Source organism: Nitrospirota bacterium (genome assembly GCA_035873375.1).
Taxonomy (GTDB): Bacteria; Nitrospirota; Thermodesulfovibrionia; order Thermodesulfovibrionales; family JdFR-85; genus BMS3Bbin07.
Window position 1 is genome coordinate 1 of sequence record JAYWMQ010000044.1, and the last position, 19,794, is coordinate 19,794.

Here is a 19,794-nt window from a genome sequence, read left to right on the forward strand (position 1 = left end):
TATGCCTATTTGCGCTTCCTCTTTGAAGAACTGCCCGGTGCCAATACAGAGGAAGATTACAGGGCTCTTCTGCCCCAGTACGTTAATCGTGGCTCCATCGTCCTTCTTGGTTAATCACGTGGGGTTTATTTGACGCTTACTGTGCAGATGGCAGACAGGTGACAGGAGAAATATCAAGCATGATAGATATCCAGTTTTCTGTATATCATTACAAAACGGATGATATATAACTACTGAAACACAGTAAGTACTTAGAAATCAAGAAAAAATCTGTTGCCCCTGCCTACCCGTTGACTTTTATGGTTTGATATTTTTCGTGGTGATTTTGGTTTTATACAGAAAACTGGATATTAACTGGTTAGAGCTTAATTGTCATGCGTGAACTATTTTTAGAAATGATCGAATTAATGGATTCCGCTCTCCAAGACTATGTAGGAGCCTTGCCCCCTCCCGCGAAGGTAAATATTGGTCCGGGATGGGTATATCGCTTTGAGAATAAAGATATACACCATGCAGTGGTGCTTAAGCTTGTTTTCGTCCTTAGTTCGTTACGTGCGGCAATGACCCTGCTTGATCATGGCTATGTATGCCAACAAGCCGCACTTCACCGACTAATTGATGAGGCAAACGAGGATATCCTATTCCTAGTTTACGCTGTTACAAACGATAAGATTACTGATCTGCATCAGCGTTATCTGGGGGCATTCTGGGCGGAGGAATTCGCTGATCATAGTGATCTAACCGGATCACATGAAAGCCGCCCGATGATTCCTCGTAAAAAAATCCGGGCCTATTTGGCGCAGATCGAGGGTCATCCGATGGACGTCAGCAGGGCTTCAACCCTCGCCAAAGTTATGAGCAAGACATACTCGGGGTTTGTACACGGCGCCGCACCGCACATTATGGAGCTTTATGGAGGTAACCCCGGAAGATTTCACACAAATGGGATGGTTGGAACTCCCAGGATTGAGGAATACGCCAACGATTTATGGAATTACCTTTATCGTGGCCTTCTTTCGTTAATCTTTGCTGCAAAGATGTTTGGTTCCCAGGAGCACGTCGATTTATTGGTTACGCGAAAGAAGCAATTTGAACAAGCTATGGGAAAAGACTATGGGCCTTAGCCGCTCTAACAATGCGGCCCAGTCCGACGCGCGTACCGCGCGCGGCTGGCCTTAATCGTTATCTGAACGGAAGTTATGAACAGTTTATTTATTAGTTATCCAATAACGGACAAAGATATTGTTGGGAACCTCCGGCATGAATTAAGCGAGTTCGGAGTCACTGCGTGGGCATATTCATATGACAAGACGTTAGGCGAAGATGTTTGGGAGGAAATAAAAAAATTAGTAAACCAAACAAAAGTAATGGTTTTTATTGTCTCAGACAACACTCAAAACGCAGAAGGACAAAAAAGAGAACTGGATTTATCTCTAAATAAATTTAATCTATTTCCTAAAGAATATGCTATTTTCCCAGTATTGGTTGATAACTATAAATTTGAAGACTTGCCTAAAGAGCTCAAAAAGATAACAATTAGCTCAAGTTGGGCATAAAAGGAAAGTGAAAAGGCTCCGGGGTCGCATCTTAAATATTAAGTTTTGATATTGCTGTGGGTTTCCTTACAAACAAATACTTAATATTTAATATTTGACCTGTACTCTTCTGTCTTAACCAAGAGCGCATTAAAACGAGTTCTTATGTCTGGAGAAATATCTATCATGGTAGATACACAGATTTCTTGTTATCATTACAAAATGCATGTTAACCAGCCTAATAAGTATAGAAAACCAACAAAATACTTGTCAATTGTTATTTCAATCATTTAAACTTTGTAAAAGTACAGAAAACTACATACTAACTGGTTATGGCAGAGAAAAAGGTGACATTTGAGACTTCTATACGCTATACTAATAATGTAATTACAATGTAACCACATTATAGGAGGCTTGAAATGTCTACTGTCAAAACTAAAGTCATAAGGATTGGGAATTCCAGGGGAATCCGCATTCCAAAAGCAATTCTGGATCAATATCATATCAATGATGAGGTTGAGCTGGAGACTAAGGATGATTGTTTGATCATTAAATCATCTCATACCGCAAGAGAAGGATGGGATATAGCTTTTCAGAAAATGCATAAAGATCAAGAAGATGTATTAATAATTGACGATAACATAAAAAATGAATTTGATGAGAAAGAGTGGGAGTGGTAGTTAATAGGTTTGATATCTATCTTGTTTCATTAGATCCGACCCTTGGAAGTGAGATCAAGAAGACAAGGCCATGTGTTGTAATATCTCCTGATGAAATGAACCATAACATCAAGACTGTAACTATTGCTCCTATGACGTCATCCACCAAGAAATATCCTACAAGAGTACCAATCGAGTTTCAAGGGAAAAAGGGACAAATTGTTCTTGATCAGATCAGAACTGTCGACAAGACAAGATTAATAAAAAAAACAGGACGATTAAAGAAGAACACATATGAAAAAGTAGCGTCTACTCTTCAAGAAATGTTCGAATTATAAGAAGCCCTAACAACAGCGTGGAGTTGAATGCAGACCAGTAGTGACTTTTTTAGGTAACAGCAGTTTATCTGAGAACTTTCGGGACGTTGTTGTGTACTATGCAAAACTATTGACAGACAAGAAAATAAAACTGCAGGATTAAGCGGACAACGGAAGGGACATCCTGTTGACCTCGTTGTCTTCTTACTTTTCCTTGTTATTATCAGATACGGCAAAGGTAGAAACTCCTACTTGGCAAGCAACCTCTGCCACTGGGATACCATAATAAAAAATCTGTTTGACAGTAATCTATTCTATCTGATATTGTTAATCACACAATAATTGAAAGGAGGTGAACCGGATTGAATGCAGTCTTTGATGTCAGGATTTTCAAGACGGGTTTTGGCTGAGGTAATGTTAAAAACCTGGTCGAGGTTTTCCGGCTGACGGGACTGTGCTATCTGTTGTTCACGCTCTTTAATTACTCACAGAACTTCTGATTTCCTCACACCTGTTATTCTCATCCTATATCTTCTGTCAGCCGGCAGAAAAACGTATCTCAATTATGAACATAATGCCGGGAACTGTTATTTTGTTCCTTGTAACACAACTCAAACAATTGAGGGGTACTGAACCGGCTGTTACTCATGGTCTGCAAAAACCATAGATCAGGGCAGACAAAAACGTGCTGGCAGATTCGATTCCCCCTCCCCCTCTCCGTACAAAAACGAAAAAATGGAGATATGAATGAAAATAAAAACAATCATCCTGGCAATTCTTCTTTTACTGGTATCAGGTTTATCATATGCAAAGGATAGACAGGGTATCGTAACATTTAAGATAAACCTGAATGCCCAAAAGCGTTCAAACAATGCAAGGTTGTGGCTTCCATATCCACTTTCAGGGGAATATCAGAGGATTGAAAACTTAACGATTGAGGGCAACTTTGATAATTCATCGGTATATCGTGAGCCAAAAAGTGGAGCTATCTATCACTTCAGCGAATGGCAGGGTGTTTCAGACGGTAAAAGACTGGTGATGAGTTTTAAGGTGAAGGCTGAAGAGAGAATTGTAAAGGATTTAAGGGATACAAATGACCCTGTGCCGGAAGAAGTAAAGAAGTATCTTAAATCGAACCGGTGGATACCAACAGATGGCAAGATAAAAGAACTTGCTGACAAAATAACAAAAGACGAAAAAGGCATCCTTGAGAAATCCAGAGCAGTCTATGACTGGGTTGTTGAAAATACACGCAGAGATCCGGGAGTAAAAGGATGCGGCCTCGGCATAGTTGAGCAGATGATGATTAAGCGAGGGGGGAAATGTGTTGATATCAGTTCAATATATATTGCACTTGCAAGGGCTGCCGGTGTGCCTGCAAGGGAGGTATTTGGCATCAGACTCGGTAAAAAAGCCGAGCAGGACATCACCGGGGGTTATCATTGCTGGGCAGAGTTCTTTCTGCCCGGGACTGGTTGGATACCGGTTGATCCTGCTGATGTAAGAAAGATAATGTTAGTTGAAAACCTGAGTTTAAATGAAGCAGAAAAATACCGGGAATACTATTTTGGCGCAGTTGATGAGTTCCGGATCACTCTTGAGAGAAGTGGAAGGGGATTAAACCTTTTACCACTGCAGGAGAGTGGCCCATTGAATTATCTTATGTACCCTTATGCAGAAATAGATGGAAAACCTCTTGATTCTCTGGATCCGAAAAGTTTTAGTTACACTGTCACGTTTAAAGCTATTTGAGCTGTCGAGATGTAGGACGTAATAGGCATGGTCAGCTCACCATCCGCGCCCTCTGCGGTGAAAAAGAAAACCACAGAGGGCGCAAAGGCGGTAAGAGCGTTACGGAGTTACCGGCATCGGTGAGGTCGTGAGGTCGAATACCTGAATGGGAGTAGTGGAGCAAGGCGCATAATAGCGGGGATTATCAACACATGCTTCAGATGTCGTGACACCCAACTGGTCAAAGATGTTACTTCCCCATGCCCACACAGTGCCATCCTTTTTAAGCGCAATAGTATGACTGCCTCCACCTGCGATGGCGGCAACATCAGTGAGTCCGGTAACCTGTAAAGGCGTGATGGAGCAAGTAGGGCCAAGCTCACATCTTTCGGTTGTTTCCGATCCCAGCTGGCCGTAGTCGTTTCTTCCCCACGCCCATACAGTACCATCGCTTTTAAGCGCAACTGTATGCTCACCTCCGACAGCAATGGCGGCAACGTCCGTGAGTTCGTTTACCTGCACCGGCATGATGCTATATATCGTTGGCCCGTCTCCCAGCTGTCCATAGTTGTTGCTTCCCCATGTCCAAATCGTACCGTCGGATTTAAGCGCAATGGTATGAAAGCTTTTGGTAGCGATAGCAGTGACGTTTGTGAGGTCAATTACCTGCACAGGTGTGGAGCTGTCTGTTTTCGTTCCGTCTCCCAGTTGGCCAGTGTAGTTGGACCCCCATGCCCATACCGTGCCGTCAGTTTTAAGCGCTATGGTATGATAAATTCCGGCAGCAACAACGGCAACCTCAGCAAGGCCGTTTACCTGCACCGGCGTGATACTGTCTAACGTCGTCCCGTCACCCAGCTGACCGGATCTGTTATCTCCCCACGCCCATACTGTGCCGTCAGTTCTAAGCGCAACTGTATGAGCATCTCCGGCTGCAACGGAAACAATGGAACATGTAACCGTTATATCGATTATGTCCGCGCCGTTTATTGTTCCGCTGCTATTATTAACGCTGCAAATCTGGCTATCCGGCTGGGTTAAAACCGTGACATCATAGGTCTCGCCATCGGCAAAAGTGGTAGAGAAAGTGAAATCACCGTTTGCCGTAATCTCAAGATCATCCCCACCGTTGTTTTGAAGAACAACCGTTTCACCATCGGCAAGCCCGCTTACTATGCCGCCCACGTTGTAAGAAACGCCGGAATAGTGATACTTATGATGTTCCCTTTTCATCTCCTTGGAACGCGCCTCTGCAACACCGCCGACAATCCACAAACCGGCAAAAAGAAGAACAAACAGACCTATAAAAATATTGAACCAGGTTTTTCTCATCTCGACTCTTCCTTGGATAAAGAACATTTAATTACAGGTGTATAGACTAAAGGCTGACGCACAGCGCAGGCGCTTGCGCCGCGTGAGACTGTCAGGGAATTTTGATTTGATTAAAGCAAAGACTGTGTAAGAGTCCACTCCCGGTGGCGGAGGCTCCGCTTCCATGGATGTGTGTGTCATGGGGGTTGTGGAACCCGCCCCCACGATGATATCCGAATAAACATGCTTTCCCATGCGTACAATTTGCGAATAATTGTATGTCATATTATCTTCCCGTAGGGGCAGGTTCCAAACCTGCCCTTTTTAATAAATTCCACCCATTTAAAAACCAGCACATAAGATTTATCCTCCAGCCTAAATACCTGACTTAAGGGCTTTCTTACCCTATACTCCCTCAGCGGTGAAGAAAACCACAGAGGGAGTATAGGCGGTAGGCGTTACGGAGTCACCAACACCTGTGCAGGTATTGCGCTACAATCGTACGTCTTGTGGCATTTTTCGGTTGTTTCAACCCCCAACTGTCCGAAATCATTTTTTCCCCACGCCCACACCGTGCCATCGATGTTAAGCGCGAGGGTATGACCATATCCGGCCGAGATGGCGGTTATGTCTGCAAGATCTCTTACTTCTACCGGGATGCTGCTACTAATGCTTGAGGTTCCATTTCCCAGTTGGCCGAAAACGTTACTTCCCCAGACCCACACCGTACTGTCGGTTTTCAGCACGACAATATATAGCGCCGATCTTCCTCCTTGCGAAATAGCAGTGACATCCGTTAAATCGGTCATTTCCACTGGTGTATTATTCCCCCATCCCCATCTCCAGAGTGTGCCATCGGTTTTAAGCGCGAAGGTAGTGCCTCTTCCTGCAAAAATGGCGGCAACGTCCGTGATGCCGATTACTTCTATTGGAGTAGTGCTGCAAGGAGTAGAATAGGTGCATGTTTCAGTCGTTGTTAGGCCCAGCTGACCGTCTCTATTATTTCCCCATGCCCACACCGTGCCATCCTTTTTAAGCGCCACGACATGGCTTCCTCCTACTGAGATGTCGACAATGTCCGTAAGGCCGCTTACCTGCACCGGAGTGGTGGTGATATATGTTGTCGTCCCATTTCCCAGCTGGCCATAGAGGTTTCCTCCCCATGCCCAAAGCGTACCATCGTCTTTAAGCGCGAAGGTATTCGAAGCACCTATGCCTCCTGTAGCAATGTCGACAACGTCTGTAAGGGCACTTATCTGTATCGGGACTGGGCTGTCTATCGTCGTTCCGTCTCCCAGCTGGCCGTATTTGTTATATCCCCACGCCCACACCGTGCCGTCGGTTTTAAGCGCAATGGAATGGCTCCCTCCGGCAGCGATAACAGCAATATTTTCTATGCCGGTTACCTCTACCGGGCTGGTACTACTTGTCGTAGTTCCGTCTCCCAGCTGACCAACACGGTTAGATCCCCATGCCCACACCGTGCCGTCGGTTTTAAGCGCAATGGAATGGCGCCCTCCGGCAGCGATGGCAACAACGTCCTTCAATATGTCTACGCATTTAATCTGTATGTCCGTTACGTCTGCGGCGTTAATCCTCCCACTGGCAACGCTGCATTTCTGGTCGAATGGTTGAGTTAAAACTGTTATATCGTAAATGTCCAGGTCCGTAAGCTCTGTAGCGAAAGTGAACGGACCGTTTGCCGTGATCGTGAGATCGTCTCCGTCGTTGTTTTGCAGTACCAGCGTATCGGTAAGACCACTCACACTGCCGCCAACGCTATAGGTGCCGGTTACTTTGCCTTCCCGTACCGGTATAGGCGTGAAACTGCAAGATATATCATCCTGAGCACCACATGTATCAGATGCCACTGCTCCTAATTGGTTGTTACTGTTACTTCCCCATGCCCACACTGTGCCATCGGTTTTAAGCGCGAGGGTATGGGAATATCCGGCAGCGATGGCGGCAACGGCAGTAAGTCCGCTCACCTGCACAGGTATGGTGGAACAGTAAATAGAGGAATAAGAGCGGTCGCCGCCTGATGAACAAACTTCAGTCGTTGTTACCCCCAACATGCCTGCACCGTTAGCTCCCCACGCCCACACCGTACCATCGGGTTTAAGCGCAAGGGAGAATCCCCATCCGGACGCGATGGCATCAACGTCCGTGAGGTCGCTTACCTGTACAGGCGTGTAGCTGTCATCTGTCGTCCCGTCTCCCAATTCTCCGAAATTATTACGTCCCCATGCCCACACCGTGCCGTCGGTTTTAAGCGCGAGGGTATGGGAATATCCGGCCGCAATGGCTGCGACGTCAGTAATGCTGGCCAGCTGGGGACTGTTAGTGTAGATACCTCCCCATGTCCACACTGTGCCGTCGGTTGTAAGAGCGTTGGTACGACGATCTCCGGCCGAGATGGCGGTTACATCCGTAAGCACAGGTTCCAGCTGATCAATTCCATTAATTTCCCACATCGTCCCATCGGTTTTAAGCACTATGGTAGAGGACCAGCCAGCCGCGATGGCGATTACGTCCGTAAGTCCGCTTACCTGTATCGGAGTGGTGGAGCAAGGCAAATAGGAGAAGCATGTCTCAGATGTCGTGACACCCAGTTGGCCTTTTTCGTTAGATCCCCACGTCCAGACCGTGCCGTCGGTTTTAAGTGCAACGGAATGGAGATATCCGGCCGCGATGGCGGTTACGTCCGTAAGGCCGCTTACCTGTATCGGAGCCGGGCTGTCTATCGTTGTCCCGTCGCCAAGCTGGCCGTATTGGTTACCTCCCCACGCCCACACCGTGCCGTCTGATTTGAGCTCAAGGCTATGGGAACTTCCGCCGGCAATGGCAACTATCTCCGTCTCATCCGCGCTGTCATGATCATGCTTGTGTTTCATACCCATTGACCCTATCTCTTCAGTGCAGCCGGCAATCCACAAACAGGCAAAAAGAAGAACAAACATACCCATAAACAAATTAAACCATCTTTTTCTCATCCCAAGTCCTCCTTATAATATAAAAAATATTTGAAGAAACAGAGCCAACCTTTCAAGTGGACAGACTAACGGCCGACGCTCAGCGCAGGCGCTTGCACCGCGTGAGACTGTCAGGGAATTTTGATTTGATTAAAGCTTTAATTAAAGCGAAGACTGTCGAAACCGATACGCATTAATACAAGGCTGTTAATATACTTCAACTTTCAGCCGGAATACCTGAGGTTACAAAAAGTGAAGACACAATAATAGCTCATCATTACCTCGCAAGTTCTATACCGTTTACGCAACTCTTTGATTTTATATGCTTTTTAGAATCTACCAGATTTCCTAAAGGAGAAAGTGTAAAGTTATCCGACGACGTTGAGCTGGAAAAATGACAAATTATGCTTGAGCTCTCTAATGGCAAAAGGCTTATCAGTGGCTATCTATAAGACGGGTTTACCGACACTAAAGACCCTTTTTCAGCAAGGCCCTCGCCTTCCAGGCCCATTTCCTGTCCAGTTTACGCTTGAAACGTGGGGCAGCTTTAAAGACCTCTATCGATTTTTTCAGATAACGCATGCCTTCTTCCTTCATACCCAGCTTCAACTTGACAAGACCCATCTGATAAAGCCCCCTCGAACTTGAAGAGTGTATCTTCTCAAAACTCTCAAGAAGCGGCAGCGCACTGCTGTAGTCGTTGTTGTCGATAAAGACCTCGGCCATCAAAAGATACGGCTCTCCGTATTTGAGTCCTGGTGAGGCCTCCAGGGCAGCGGCAACATATTCCCAGCCCTTCCGTATATCCCCGTTTTTTGCGATCGAGACACCGTAGTAGTAGTTGAATTCAGGATCATCAGACATCTTGTTTGCCGCCCTTTCAAAATATTCGACGGCCTTACCGTATTTTTTCTTCTCGAACATAAAAATGCCGAGTTCTTTCAGAGAACGGGCATCATGAGGATTTATTGCCACAATCCTCCGGAGTTCATTTATCCTTCCCGCTCTATTGAATGCCTTGAAAGGGTCGGGGACAAAACCGAAATAAGTCCTGTCTATAGTGAAAGATATGAGGAGTATCACCAGAAGCGCAATGATTGGGTTTCCCAGCATCCAGTAGAGGATATAGAAAAGGAAGAACTTGCTCATCATCTGCTTTCTCCCTGGACAGGCATTGCATTCCGCTGTGTAACACCGGTCCCTTTTTCCCTTCGTATGAGGTCGTTCCTCCTCACTCCTTCCGGAACCCTGATAATGACCACATCCCCGTTTCTCGCCGAGTTTATATCTGCCCCGTCCTTATCCTTCATCGAATCGATCTCAAAGTTTTTTTCTTCCAGTCCAGGGGAAAGGTATTCAACGGGGTCCCCCGCATCAAGTCTGTTCCTCAGGCCAACGCTTGCGGTATTGCCGTTGATATCAAGGATAGTCCCAACAAGTTCATGGCTCATTCTATACCCCTCACCGTCAAAATTATAATCTTCGTCCGGCTGTTTCCCAAAAAACATGCCTGTAGTATATCCCCTGCTGCTGAACATCGAGAGTTCCCTCAACCATCCCGGATTCAGTCTGTACGCGCCGCCGTCTTTCAGGGAATCAAGTGCCTCCCTGTAAGTCTTTACAACGCCCGCAATATAGTTTATTCCCTTCATCCTGCCCTCTATCTTGAGACTGTCAACGCCTGCCTCCGCAAGAACGGGCAGGTGTTCGATCATACAGAGGTCTTTTGAACTCATTATGAAGGTACCCCTGTCGTTTTCGAATACAGGAAAGAATTCTCCGTCTCTCTTCTCCTCCATCAGGGCATAGTTCCACCTGCAGGAATTCGTGCATTGACCCATGTTGGCGCTTCTGGATGCAAGAAAACTGCTGATATAACACCTGCCGGAATATGATATACACATTGAGCCGTGGACAAACACCTCCAGGCCTACAGACGTTTTCCGGCGTATCTCTTTTATTTCATCTACAGATAACTCGCGCGAAAGCACAAGTCTCCCGGCACCCATACCTTCCCAGAAGAGCGCTGATTCAACATTGGTGATATTGGCTTGTGTGCTTATGTGAATCTCTACTTCAGGCGCCTTTTTTTTGAACATCATGAAGAGGCCGGGGTCGGAAAGGATTACTGCGTCAGGCCCTACTTCCCTGAGGAGCTCAATATGTCCCTCAAGCCCGGCCAGGTCACGGTTATGCGGAAAAATATTGACTGTTACATATACCTTTACACCTTTTTCGCGTGCATACAGAACGGCTTTCCTTAGCTCACCGTCAGTAAAATTACCAGCCTTGCCTCTCAGGCTGAACCTTGAATCCCCGAGATAGACGGCATCAGCGCCGTAATGGATTGCGGTCTTGAGTTTTTCGAAATTCCCTGCAGGGGCAAGCAGCTCCGGAATCTTCATATCTGACATAACAGCAGGATCATGAACTCTGCGGTTTATCCAGGGAAACCTTTGGGCTCCGGCACTTTTCTAACGCAAGCCTTGCAAGCTCGTCGCATCTTTCATTCTCCATATGCCCGTTGTGTCCTTTTACCCAGACCCAGTCTATCTCATGTTGCCTGGACGCTTTAAGCAGTCTTTCCCATAAATCCCTGTTGAGAACTTCCTTCTTTTGGGAGTTCCTCCAGTTCTGTTTTATCCAATTGTCTATCCATCTGGTCATTCCTTTAACCACATAAGTCGAGTCTGTTGTGATCCTGATCCGGCAAGGCTTTTTCAGTGCCTCCAGAGCCGTAATTACCCCAAGCAACTCCATCCTGTTATTTGTGGTCATCTCTTCACAGGCGGACAATTCCCTGACTTTCTTACCTGATTTCAATATGGCTCCAAATCCTCCGACACCCGGATTACCGCTGCATGCGCCGTCAGCGTATAACTCGACAAATGGTTTCTCATCATCTCTCATGACTTCATATTTTAACTTTTTTGATGTTATTAATTCCAAATCAGGTTGATTTTCAGAGATTCTGAAATAAATTCAGAATGACATATATGCTGTATTATGATTTGATTGTAAAGAGTAGAAGTTCAGCTATTTTCAGACAGGATAAACAGGATGATGATAAAAACATAATGTAATGGTTTAGCAATGCAGTGCTAACAGCTTAAACTTAAAGAGAAAAAATATGTTGTTCCCGGCTAAGAAGCTGGCTGGCTGGCAAGCTAACTGGCTAACGGGCTGGCATGATATGTGTGAGTTGGAGGATGAAAAAAATTCCTGTGGTTTTTATACAACACTCTGTAATATAATAGAATGTTCAAAAACAAACAATAAATCTATCTGAGGAGGTTTTATTATGATCAAGGTTTACTATGATAAAGATGCAAACCCTGAGGTACTTAAGGGGAAGAAGGTCTGCATAATGGGTTACGGCAGTCAGGGACATGCCCACGCCAACAATCTCCGTGACAGCGGTATGGATGTAGTCATCGGCATCAGGAAGGGCGGAAGCTGGGCCAAGGCCGAGGCCGCCGGCTTTACTGTTATGACCCCTGCTGAGGCGTCAAAGGTGTCGGACATTATAATGATACTCCTGCCGGATGAGTATCAGGCAGAGATTTACAGGAATGAGATCGCCCCAAACATGAAGCAGGGGGCATACCTTACCTTTGCCCATGGGTTTAACATCCATTTTGGCCAGATAACACCACCGCAGGATACCAATGTCTTCATGGTTGCCCCAAAGGGCCCCGGACATCTGGTGAGGAACGAGTATACAAAGGGAAGCGGCGTGCCCTGCCTCATAGCCATTCATCAGGACCCTTCAGGCAACACAAAAGATATCGGGCTTGCCTATGCCTCAGCCATTGGAGGAGGAAGGGCCGGAATTATTGAGACCACTTTCAGGGAAGAGACCGAGACAGACCTCTTTGGTGAACAGGCGGTCCTCTGCGGGGGTGTTTCCGCACTAATACAGGCTGGTTTTGAGACACTCGTTGAGGCAGGCTATGCGCCGGAGATGGCATATTTTGAGTGTCTCCATGAGGTGAAGCTGATAGTTGACCTCATATACGAAGGCGGTATCTCAAATATGCGCTACTCTATTAGCAACACGGCCCAGTATGGCGACATCACACGGGGACCAAGGGTCATAAATCCGGCAGTTAAGGCAGAAATGCAAAAAATCCTTTCAGAGATACAGTCAGGCGAGTTCGCCAGGGAATGGATACTTGAGTGCAAGGCTGACAAACCCGTATTCAACGCCCTTACACAAAAGGGCAAGGAACACCCTGTAGAGGAAGTGGGCAGCCGCCTCCGCAGCATGATGCCGTGGTTGAAAAAAGAGAAACTTGTTGATAAGTCAAAGGCTTAGGTTAATTATCCGCCACCCTCTGTTCCCCCCGGTCAAGGGGGGAATTAAAGGGTGGGCAGAGGGAACGGGAATCACCGTTCTTTTGTCATTATTTATTATCCTCATTATACCTTCTCCCCCCCTGTATGCCGAACAGATAGAGCTTGGGATCATCCAAAACAGTGAACTCATAGTCCAGTTCGAGAAACCACTAAAAAATGCCGCAAAAGAAGTCGAGACTATCTATCCGGATATAAAGGCAGAACTGGAGAAGACCCTTGGGTGGAGAGTGACCTTCAGGCCAACCGTTGTGTTAATTAAAGATAGCAAAACATTCCGGAAGATGGCAGGTAACAACCAGTTTGTCGCCTTTGCCGTACCCCGGAAGAACTTGATAGTAATAGACTACTCAAAGATGAAGACACACCCCTTTACTCTCGAAATAACCCTTAGACATGAATTGTGCCACCTCCTCCTGCATCATTACATCAGGGAAGGAAACCTGCCCAGATGGCTTGACGAAGGCGTCTCTCAGTGGGTAAGTGGTGGCATGGCAGAGATAATTATGGATACACGGCGGTCACCCCTCAAGGATGCCGTCCTGTCAGGAAGATTTATCCCTATCAGTGCCCTTACAGCAGGATTTCCAAAAGACAAAAAGTCCCTCTTGCTGGCCTATGAAGAGAGCAAGAGCATTGTAGAATACATGGGCAGGAAATATGGCAGCAATGGAGTGCTTGAAGTACTGAATAACCTGAGAGATGGGGATAATGTGGATGCTGCGATTCAGAAGGCTTTAAAAATCCCGGTCCAGGAACTCGAAATAAAGTGGCATAATCAGCTTAAAAAGAGGATTACGTGGTTTACATACCTGAGCAGCAACCTTTACGAGATACTCTTCTTCCTTGCTGCCCTGATAACCGTAGCCGGCTTCATAAAACTCCTGATGAGAAAGCGGAATTACAAGGATGAGGAGGAGGAGGAGGAGGAGGAGGAAGAAGAGTGACTACTGCTTCACTGTCTCAACAGCAGGATGGGATGCAACACCTTTAAGTTCATTCATCAATTCATGTACTGACAGAATGCGGTCTACACGATAAGCATTGGTACCCACAGTATATAGCGGCTTCTCCTTGTCAGGGTTATAGCCGGCAGAACTTAACAGCCCGTTACAGATACAGAAGTGAGCCTCATTGCTCTCCCTTGCCGGACAGCGGGTATACCTGCCTTCCTCATCTTTTGTAAGAACATAGCCCTTATCACATTTTGGCTGACGCCCGCGCACCAGAGCTTCCTGATACATGGGTGACTGCTTAATCAACCTTATCGGTAAACCACAGGGCGAACCTGGCTTCATTGTCACAATTATATCGTCCTGATCGGCCTGAAGCAGGGCATCCTTGTATTCAGGCGTGGCAGAACTCTCTACAGTCCCGAGAAAACGTGTGCCCATCTGAACCCCGTCTGCTCCAAGATCCAGAAAACGTTTGATATCAGCATTTGTATAAATACCACCGGCAACAATTATCGGAAAATCACCGTACTGCCTTGCTACATCCTTAACAGGGGGGAGCAGGTTCTCAAGGAGATTCTCTTCAAGGTCAATTTGCTCCCACTGGAAACCCAGATGGCCACCGGCAAGCGGACCTTCCAGCACCGCAGCATCCGGCTGATACCCCTGGCGTTGCCACCTCTTGCAGATAATCTTGAGCGCCCTGGCTGATGATACAATAGGAATCAGGGCAGTCTGTTTAGGCCGTGTAATTGAGGGCAGCGACATTGGCAACCCGGCACCGGAAATAATCATGTCGGCACCTGCATCAACGGCACCTCTCACAGAGTCTTCATAGTGGCGTCCGAGTGCCACCATTATATTTATGCCTGCAATGCCGCCCTCGCTCTTGGCAAGCGAGATCTCTTCATAGACCGCCTCGTAGGTATTGTACTTCTTCCCGTTGCGCTTGGAGAGCAGCCTGTCAATAGCTGCACTGGAGATTATGCCAACCCCTCCCTCAGCTGCAACTGCACGAGCCAGTGGATAGAGGGAGACACCGATTCCCATGCCTCCCTGAATGATTGGCACATCTATTTTTTTATCTTTGATTTTCAATGGCAGAAACATATAAAATTTTCAGGTTAGATGTTGCTCAGATGCTGATGTATTTACAAGCCTTCGCTTGCCTTCTTTGCAACTATCTTATATCTAATATAATACAATCACACGTGATATTGCAACTTCTTTTTCCCCTCCCTACTCCCGAATAAATATAAACAGAGACACAGAAACCTGAGAGCTTCTCTATCAATACATGGAGACAAATGCCCTTATCCGTTTATACCCTGAATTTATTTCAGGGGTGACAGTTCTGGACTTTTGAGGATAATTGCCGCATTTTCCTTCCAAATTGACAAAAAAAGGAGATTCTGATACCCTGAAAAACAGGACACCTGTTAGAGGGACACAAAAAAACCTGGAGGACCTTAAATGAAAAACCTTCCTGTGGGCAAACTCAAAATGGAGCAGCTTGCAGGGCTTCTCAAAAGATACAAGGGAGCCCCGGATTCATCCGTAATTGTCGGCCCTGAGATTGGGGAGGATGCAGCAGTAATAGGAATTGGTGAGAATTTTCTGATAGCAAAGACCGACCCCATCACATTTGCCGTTGACCGGATTGGTCAATATGCAATAAACATAAATGCCAATGATATCGCCTGTATGGGGGGCAGACCCCGGTGGTTCCTTGTAACAATCCTCTTACCTGAAGACCGAACAGACGAGGCACTTGTTGAAGGCATCTTTTCTCAGCTCTCTGAGGCCTGCAAACAACTTGGCATAGCTATATGCGGTGGCCATACTGAAGTGACATACGGCCTCAAGAGACCCATAGTGGTCGGACAGATGCTCGGGCTGGTTTCCAGGGAAAGGCTGATCAGGTCATCTGGGGCCATGGCTGGTGACCATATCATTGTCACCAAGGGTATTGCAATAGAGGCAACAGGACTGCTTGCCCGGGAAAAAGAAGGGGAGCTCACAAACGTCTTTGATCGTAAATTCATTGATAGGTGCAAGGGTTTTCTAAAGACCCCCGGAATAAGTGTCCTCAGGGATGCAGAGACAGCAACCGCAGCAGGTGATGTCCATGCAATGCATGACCCAACAGAGGGAGGGCTTGCCACAGGCCTTCACGAACTCGCCACCGCTGCCGGAGTCGGGCTTGAGATATGGGCAGATGAGATACCTGTTTTCCCTGAAACAAAGGTTCTCTGTGACTTCTTTGGACTGAATCCCCTTGGCGTCATTGCCTCCGGAGCACTTCTGATTGCTGCCGCCCCATCCTCCTCAGAGCAGATAATCAGCTCCCTCAGGGCAGAGGGTATAGACTGTTTTCATATAGGTATTGTAAAGGGCAAATCCGAAGGATTAATAATGATACAGGACTCTGAAAGACTCCCTCTGCCCTGCTTTGAACAGGATGAGGTCTCAAAAGCATTCTTATAATCCGGGGGGCATGTCCACTTTAACCTGTATGATCACCGACACTCTTCGCATTTTTTTAATATTGTTCGCTTTTTTTTAAAACTGTTAACAGCACAAAAAATATGTTGACTAAACGGTAATACGGATATAACGAAAAATGCCAAAGCCTTGCAATTAAGCGGATATGCTTTAATTGCCTTGATCAGATACGGCCTCGCTCTTCCGACTTCGTTGTGTATGCATAAAAACCGCCCCATCTTCCAATAATGCAGTGACAGGGTTTTTCGACTCCGTTTGATATCATCGAGATATTTTTCCAGGATTACCTCTCTGGACCCTATATGGGCTGATGTAACCCACCGGAAACTGTCATCAGTTACGTAGTAATTCATGAGCAGTTCCTTTATATGGTAAAAATAGAATTCTTTACTTAAACGGATAAAAAAATCAAAATCCACATAATAAGACAAACGCTCGTCAAAGAGGCCCACCTTTTCAAAACAGGCTTTCCTTACAACAGAAGATCCAATCCCAATACCGTAAATTTGGTAGTTTAACGCCTTTCTGTAAAACTGTCCGTCTTCCGGCATAAAAGTGGGACTCTTCCATATACGTCTTTTTCCGTTTCTCTCAATTTCGCACATATTGCTGTAGACAACCCCGACACGTTTGGAGTGGTACCGAAAGACAGCCATCTGCTTCTCCAGTTTTTCAGGCAGCCATTCATCATCGCTGTCAAGAAAAGCAATAAACTCTCCCTTTGCTGTCAGGACGCCTGTATTTCTTGCTGCTGCCTCGCCTTTATTGCTTTCATGCCTGACATACCGTATATCCAGGGCACTGAAACTCCTTACAATCTCCTCCGTGTTGTCAGTAGACCCGTCATCCACAACAATTACTTCAAAATCCCTATAGGTCTGGTTCAGGATACTCTGAAGCGCTCTGACCAACAAATGCGCCCGGTTATAGCTTGGAACAATTACACTTACTGTGGGCGTATCTTTTTTGACGGTCATATCCATCCTTTTCTGTCATATTTTATTTCTCTATCGTCTACTATTTCATGAAACTTAACATTTCGGAATTTTTCTGAAAAATATCCTTGGCAAAAACTTTGTTCCCCGGAAGAGCAGCTTTAAACAGCCCTTGACATTTAAAGGAAAGAGCCTTATTGCCTCACACAAAAAAAATCTTGCTCTTCTCCAGTTCCTGTCCTTAATACAATGGGGAATTCCATGAAAAAGCACATCAGACATCTCCTTATTTGTTAAATTTGGAATCTCCGTACCCAACCTCCGCCTGTATGCCTTGTACTTCGCCAGATAATATGATGATTTCATCGTACTCTTCTTTGCTGGATCGTGAGACTGGGAATCGGATAAAACCCTGTAAAGATACAGGACCTTATCTACATAAAAGAAGCCGGTTACCTCCTCCATTTTCAGGGTTAAATCCTTGTCTTCTGCATACAATATTTTGTCATCATATCCTGGAGTTCTAAAATATGCATCCTTCCTGAATGTCCTGAACGGACCAACTATATCGTATCGCAGAATCGTTCTTCTGTCAGGGATTTGAGGCAAGGCCGTGCAAAAACCCTTTTCAACCGGGTTTAAATCCCGATCGCAAAAAACAAAATTGGAATAGATGAAACCACAATCCGGATTTTTAACATGGGCTTCATACATCTTTTCAAGCGCATCTTCGTCTAAAGCATCATCACCATCCAGAATACCTAAAATCTCTGCCCTCGATTCATTAATCAATCTTTTTAATGTCCCGATATAGCCAATATTCCGGCTGTTTTTAAAAAACCTTACCCTGCTGTCACTCAAATATGTTTTAATAATTTCCACGGATTTATCAGTAGAGCAATCATCAACTATCACCAGTTCCCATTCTTTAAACGTTTGGTTGATAACAGATTCTATTGCACTGCCAATAAACTGACCATTATTATAACTTGCCATCAGGACCGAAAACTGAGGGTTTTCATTTTCTTTTCCTTTATGTTTATACATAGAAGTCCACATTATTCTGTGGTAGTGTCAGTGAAGTGTAGGGGAACTAACGAGTAGTACAAGCAGCCTGTCTCCCCCTGGATCAAGCTAACTGAATGAAGTGCTAAATTACAACAATACAAAGCTTTTATATTAATTTTAATATAAAAAAGTGGAAATAGCAAATTCTGTTTCATTTTTCAATACGAATTCAGACAGCCTTTATTAAAGGGTCTTTAACTTAAGAAACATCATATATTCTAAGCCTTGAAATTATCGGGGTAAGGAAAGAGACCTGAAAACAACGGGTTAGATTGCATGAGAAAGGCGGCAATCAATACAACCCTGGGGTAGAAAATACCAAAAGACCGTCCGCAGCCTTGACAAAGGCTGACATGAATGGTAAAGTTTTACCACATCTAATGTCGAAAGAAACTTTGGATAACCGGACATTTGGTTATTTTCCCCTTTACGAATACGGTGTCATAAGCAGAAACTATTCCCTGGGCTTCCTCCTTATCTTTGCATTCTGTGCCGTGTTTCAACTATCCAGGAACAGAAACAACCTTCTTGCGCTTTCAGGTATCCTGTTTCTCCTTTCCCAGGTCCGTGCCTATGCCCTGATTATCTCAATCGTTATGGGATTAATGCTGGTTTTTGAAGCTCTCATTGATACAGATCTGAGGAAAAGCCTCTTTAAAAGGAAATGGATAGTAGTTGCCGCTATATCCATATTTGTCTTTGGTATCATAATTTCAATTCTGCAGCAACTCCTCCCACCTGATTCCAGTTCCAACGCTGCCGGAGGTTGGCGTCTTGGGATTGACCTTAAAGAGATGGGAAGAGCATTCACAATTATATGGAAGGCTTACGTTCCGATCCCAAAACCCAGACTTCACTTCTGGGGGTCTAATATAATAAGAAATCACCTTCTGCAATTTGTATTATCTTCTCTCTTTTTCTGTTATTTTATCCTGTTGTTCGTTCGAAAGCCTGCGATATTGTTTTTATATTCGGTTGGAACCCTCGGAATTGTAGCAGTCAGTTACGCAAAATTTTATGGTTACATACGGCAACGTGGACATTTATTTATCCTGCTTGTTGCGTGTCTATGGCTCTCCGCATATTACCCTAACAAAAAGATACGATTAAAATTTATTAACAGTTTAAGTAATTTCTGTTTAAAGTATAAAAACAGAGTCATCATATTTATTTTAGCTGCTCAACTTGTAGCCGGTATATTTGCCGGTGGTCTCGATCTGCTCTATCCCTTTTCCGGAGGCAAGGCAGCGGCAAAATACATTAAAGATAAACAAATGCAGGATATGCTACTTATTGGTGACGATGAATCAGCCATAACCGTAGCGGGTTATCCTAAAAAAAAATCTATTATATACGAGATGACAGGGTCGGCTCTTTTGTTACCTGGGATAAGAAGAGAGTTGCTGTCTGGGAGAAAAAGCAAAAACTGGACAGGCAGGAAGTTCTGACAAT

The 19,794-nt window shown here is 45.3% G+C and carries 17 protein-coding genes; 9 read left to right on the top strand and 8 right to left on the bottom strand.

Annotation, left to right across the window (positions count from 1 at the left end; genetic code table 11):
* The first annotated feature begins 374 nt into the window (after positions 1-374).
* From VST71_09640 to VST71_09660, 5 genes are all read left to right on the top strand, one after another.
* A complete protein-coding gene (locus VST71_09640; GenBank protein MEC4685977.1) occupies positions 375-1,124 on the top strand; it encodes a hypothetical protein in 750 nt (249 codons plus the stop codon).
* A gap of 75 nt (positions 1,125-1,199) precedes the next feature.
* Positions 1,200-1,556, top strand: a complete 357-nt coding sequence (locus VST71_09645; GenBank protein MEC4685978.1) for a toll/interleukin-1 receptor domain-containing protein — start codon at positions 1,200-1,202, stop codon at positions 1,554-1,556.
* A gap of 398 nt (positions 1,557-1,954) precedes the next feature.
* Complete coding sequence (locus VST71_09650) at positions 1,955-2,215, top strand: AbrB/MazE/SpoVT family DNA-binding domain-containing protein (protein ID MEC4685979.1); 261 nt, start codon at positions 1,955-1,957, stop codon at positions 2,213-2,215.
* Entirely contained in the window at positions 2,203-2,532 is a 330-nt protein-coding gene (locus VST71_09655) for a type II toxin-antitoxin system PemK/MazF family toxin (protein ID MEC4685980.1), read from the top strand. The genes VST71_09650 and VST71_09655 overlap by 13 nt, the downstream gene beginning before the upstream one ends.
* Before the next feature lie 1,029 nt (positions 2,533-3,561).
* Positions 3,562-4,263: a transglutaminase-like domain-containing protein gene (locus tag VST71_09660; protein MEC4685981.1), complete on the top strand. Its 702-nt coding sequence runs from the start codon at positions 3,562-3,564 to the stop codon at positions 4,261-4,263.
* Between the two features lie 99 nt (positions 4,264-4,362).
* Here VST71_09660 and VST71_09665 read toward each other — a convergent pair whose 3' ends face one another.
* From VST71_09665 to rnhA, 5 genes are all read right to left on the bottom strand, one after another.
* The gene (locus VST71_09665; protein MEC4685982.1) at positions 4,363-5,574 is read right to left on the bottom strand and encodes a hypothetical protein; all 1,212 of its coding nucleotides are present in this window, start codon (positions 5,572-5,574) and stop codon (positions 4,363-4,365) included.
* A gap of 437 nt (positions 5,575-6,011) precedes the next feature.
* Positions 6,012-8,546 (bottom strand): RCC1 repeat-containing protein, encoded by a 2,535-nt coding sequence (locus tag VST71_09670; protein MEC4685983.1) that lies wholly within the window; start codon positions 8,544-8,546, stop codon positions 6,012-6,014.
* 447 nt (positions 8,547-8,993) lie between these two features.
* A complete protein-coding gene (locus VST71_09675) occupies positions 8,994-9,677 on the bottom strand; it encodes a hypothetical protein (protein MEC4685984.1) in 684 nt (227 codons plus the stop codon).
* Positions 9,674-10,930, bottom strand: coding sequence for a U32 family peptidase (locus VST71_09680; protein MEC4685985.1), 1,257 nt, complete (start codon positions 10,928-10,930; stop codon positions 9,674-9,676). The genes VST71_09675 and VST71_09680 overlap by 4 nt, the downstream gene beginning before the upstream one ends.
* A 19-nt stretch (positions 10,931-10,949) precedes the next feature.
* On the bottom strand, positions 10,950-11,435 hold the full coding sequence (gene rnhA / locus VST71_09685) for a ribonuclease HI (protein ID MEC4685986.1): 486 nt from the start codon (positions 11,433-11,435) through the stop codon (positions 10,950-10,952).
* Between the two features lie 394 nt (positions 11,436-11,829).
* Here rnhA and ilvC point away from each other — a divergent pair, with 394 nt between their 5' ends.
* Together ilvC and VST71_09695 are read left to right on the top strand one after the other, a co-directional pair.
* Positions 11,830-12,843: a ketol-acid reductoisomerase gene (gene ilvC, locus VST71_09690; protein ID MEC4685987.1), complete on the top strand. Its 1,014-nt coding sequence runs from the start codon at positions 11,830-11,832 to the stop codon at positions 12,841-12,843.
* A gap of 82 nt (positions 12,844-12,925) precedes the next feature.
* Positions 12,926-13,828, top strand: a complete 903-nt coding sequence (locus tag VST71_09695; protein MEC4685988.1) for a peptidase MA family metallohydrolase — start codon at positions 12,926-12,928, stop codon at positions 13,826-13,828.
* On the opposite strand, the gene VST71_09700 is transcribed toward VST71_09695, so the two are convergent.
* Complete coding sequence (locus VST71_09700; GenBank protein MEC4685989.1) at positions 13,829-14,944, bottom strand: nitronate monooxygenase; 1,116 nt, start codon at positions 14,942-14,944, stop codon at positions 13,829-13,831.
* A 363-nt stretch (positions 14,945-15,307) separates the two neighbouring features.
* Here VST71_09700 and VST71_09705 point away from each other — a divergent pair, with 363 nt between their 5' ends.
* Positions 15,308-16,321, top strand: coding sequence for an AIR synthase family protein (locus VST71_09705; GenBank protein ID MEC4685990.1), 1,014 nt, complete (start codon positions 15,308-15,310; stop codon positions 16,319-16,321).
* A gap of 32 nt (positions 16,322-16,353) precedes the next feature.
* Here VST71_09705 and VST71_09710 read toward each other — a convergent pair whose 3' ends face one another.
* Both VST71_09710 and VST71_09715 read right to left on the bottom strand, forming a co-directional pair.
* Positions 16,354-17,316 carry a glycosyltransferase gene (locus VST71_09710; protein ID MEC4685991.1) on the bottom strand — a complete coding sequence of 321 codons (963 nt, stop codon included), beginning with the start codon at positions 17,314-17,316 and terminating at the stop codon, positions 16,354-16,356.
* Positions 17,317-17,370: 54 nt separating this feature from the next.
* Positions 17,371-18,321 carry a glycosyltransferase family 2 protein gene (locus VST71_09715; protein MEC4685992.1) on the bottom strand — a complete coding sequence of 317 codons (951 nt, stop codon included), beginning with the start codon at positions 18,319-18,321 and terminating at the stop codon, positions 17,371-17,373.
* Between the two features lie 416 nt (positions 18,322-18,737).
* Here VST71_09715 and VST71_09720 point away from each other — a divergent pair, with 416 nt between their 5' ends.
* Positions 18,738-19,790, top strand: coding sequence for a hypothetical protein (locus VST71_09720; GenBank protein MEC4685993.1), 1,053 nt, complete (start codon positions 18,738-18,740; stop codon positions 19,788-19,790).
* The last annotated feature ends 4 nt before the right edge of the window (positions 19,791-19,794 follow it).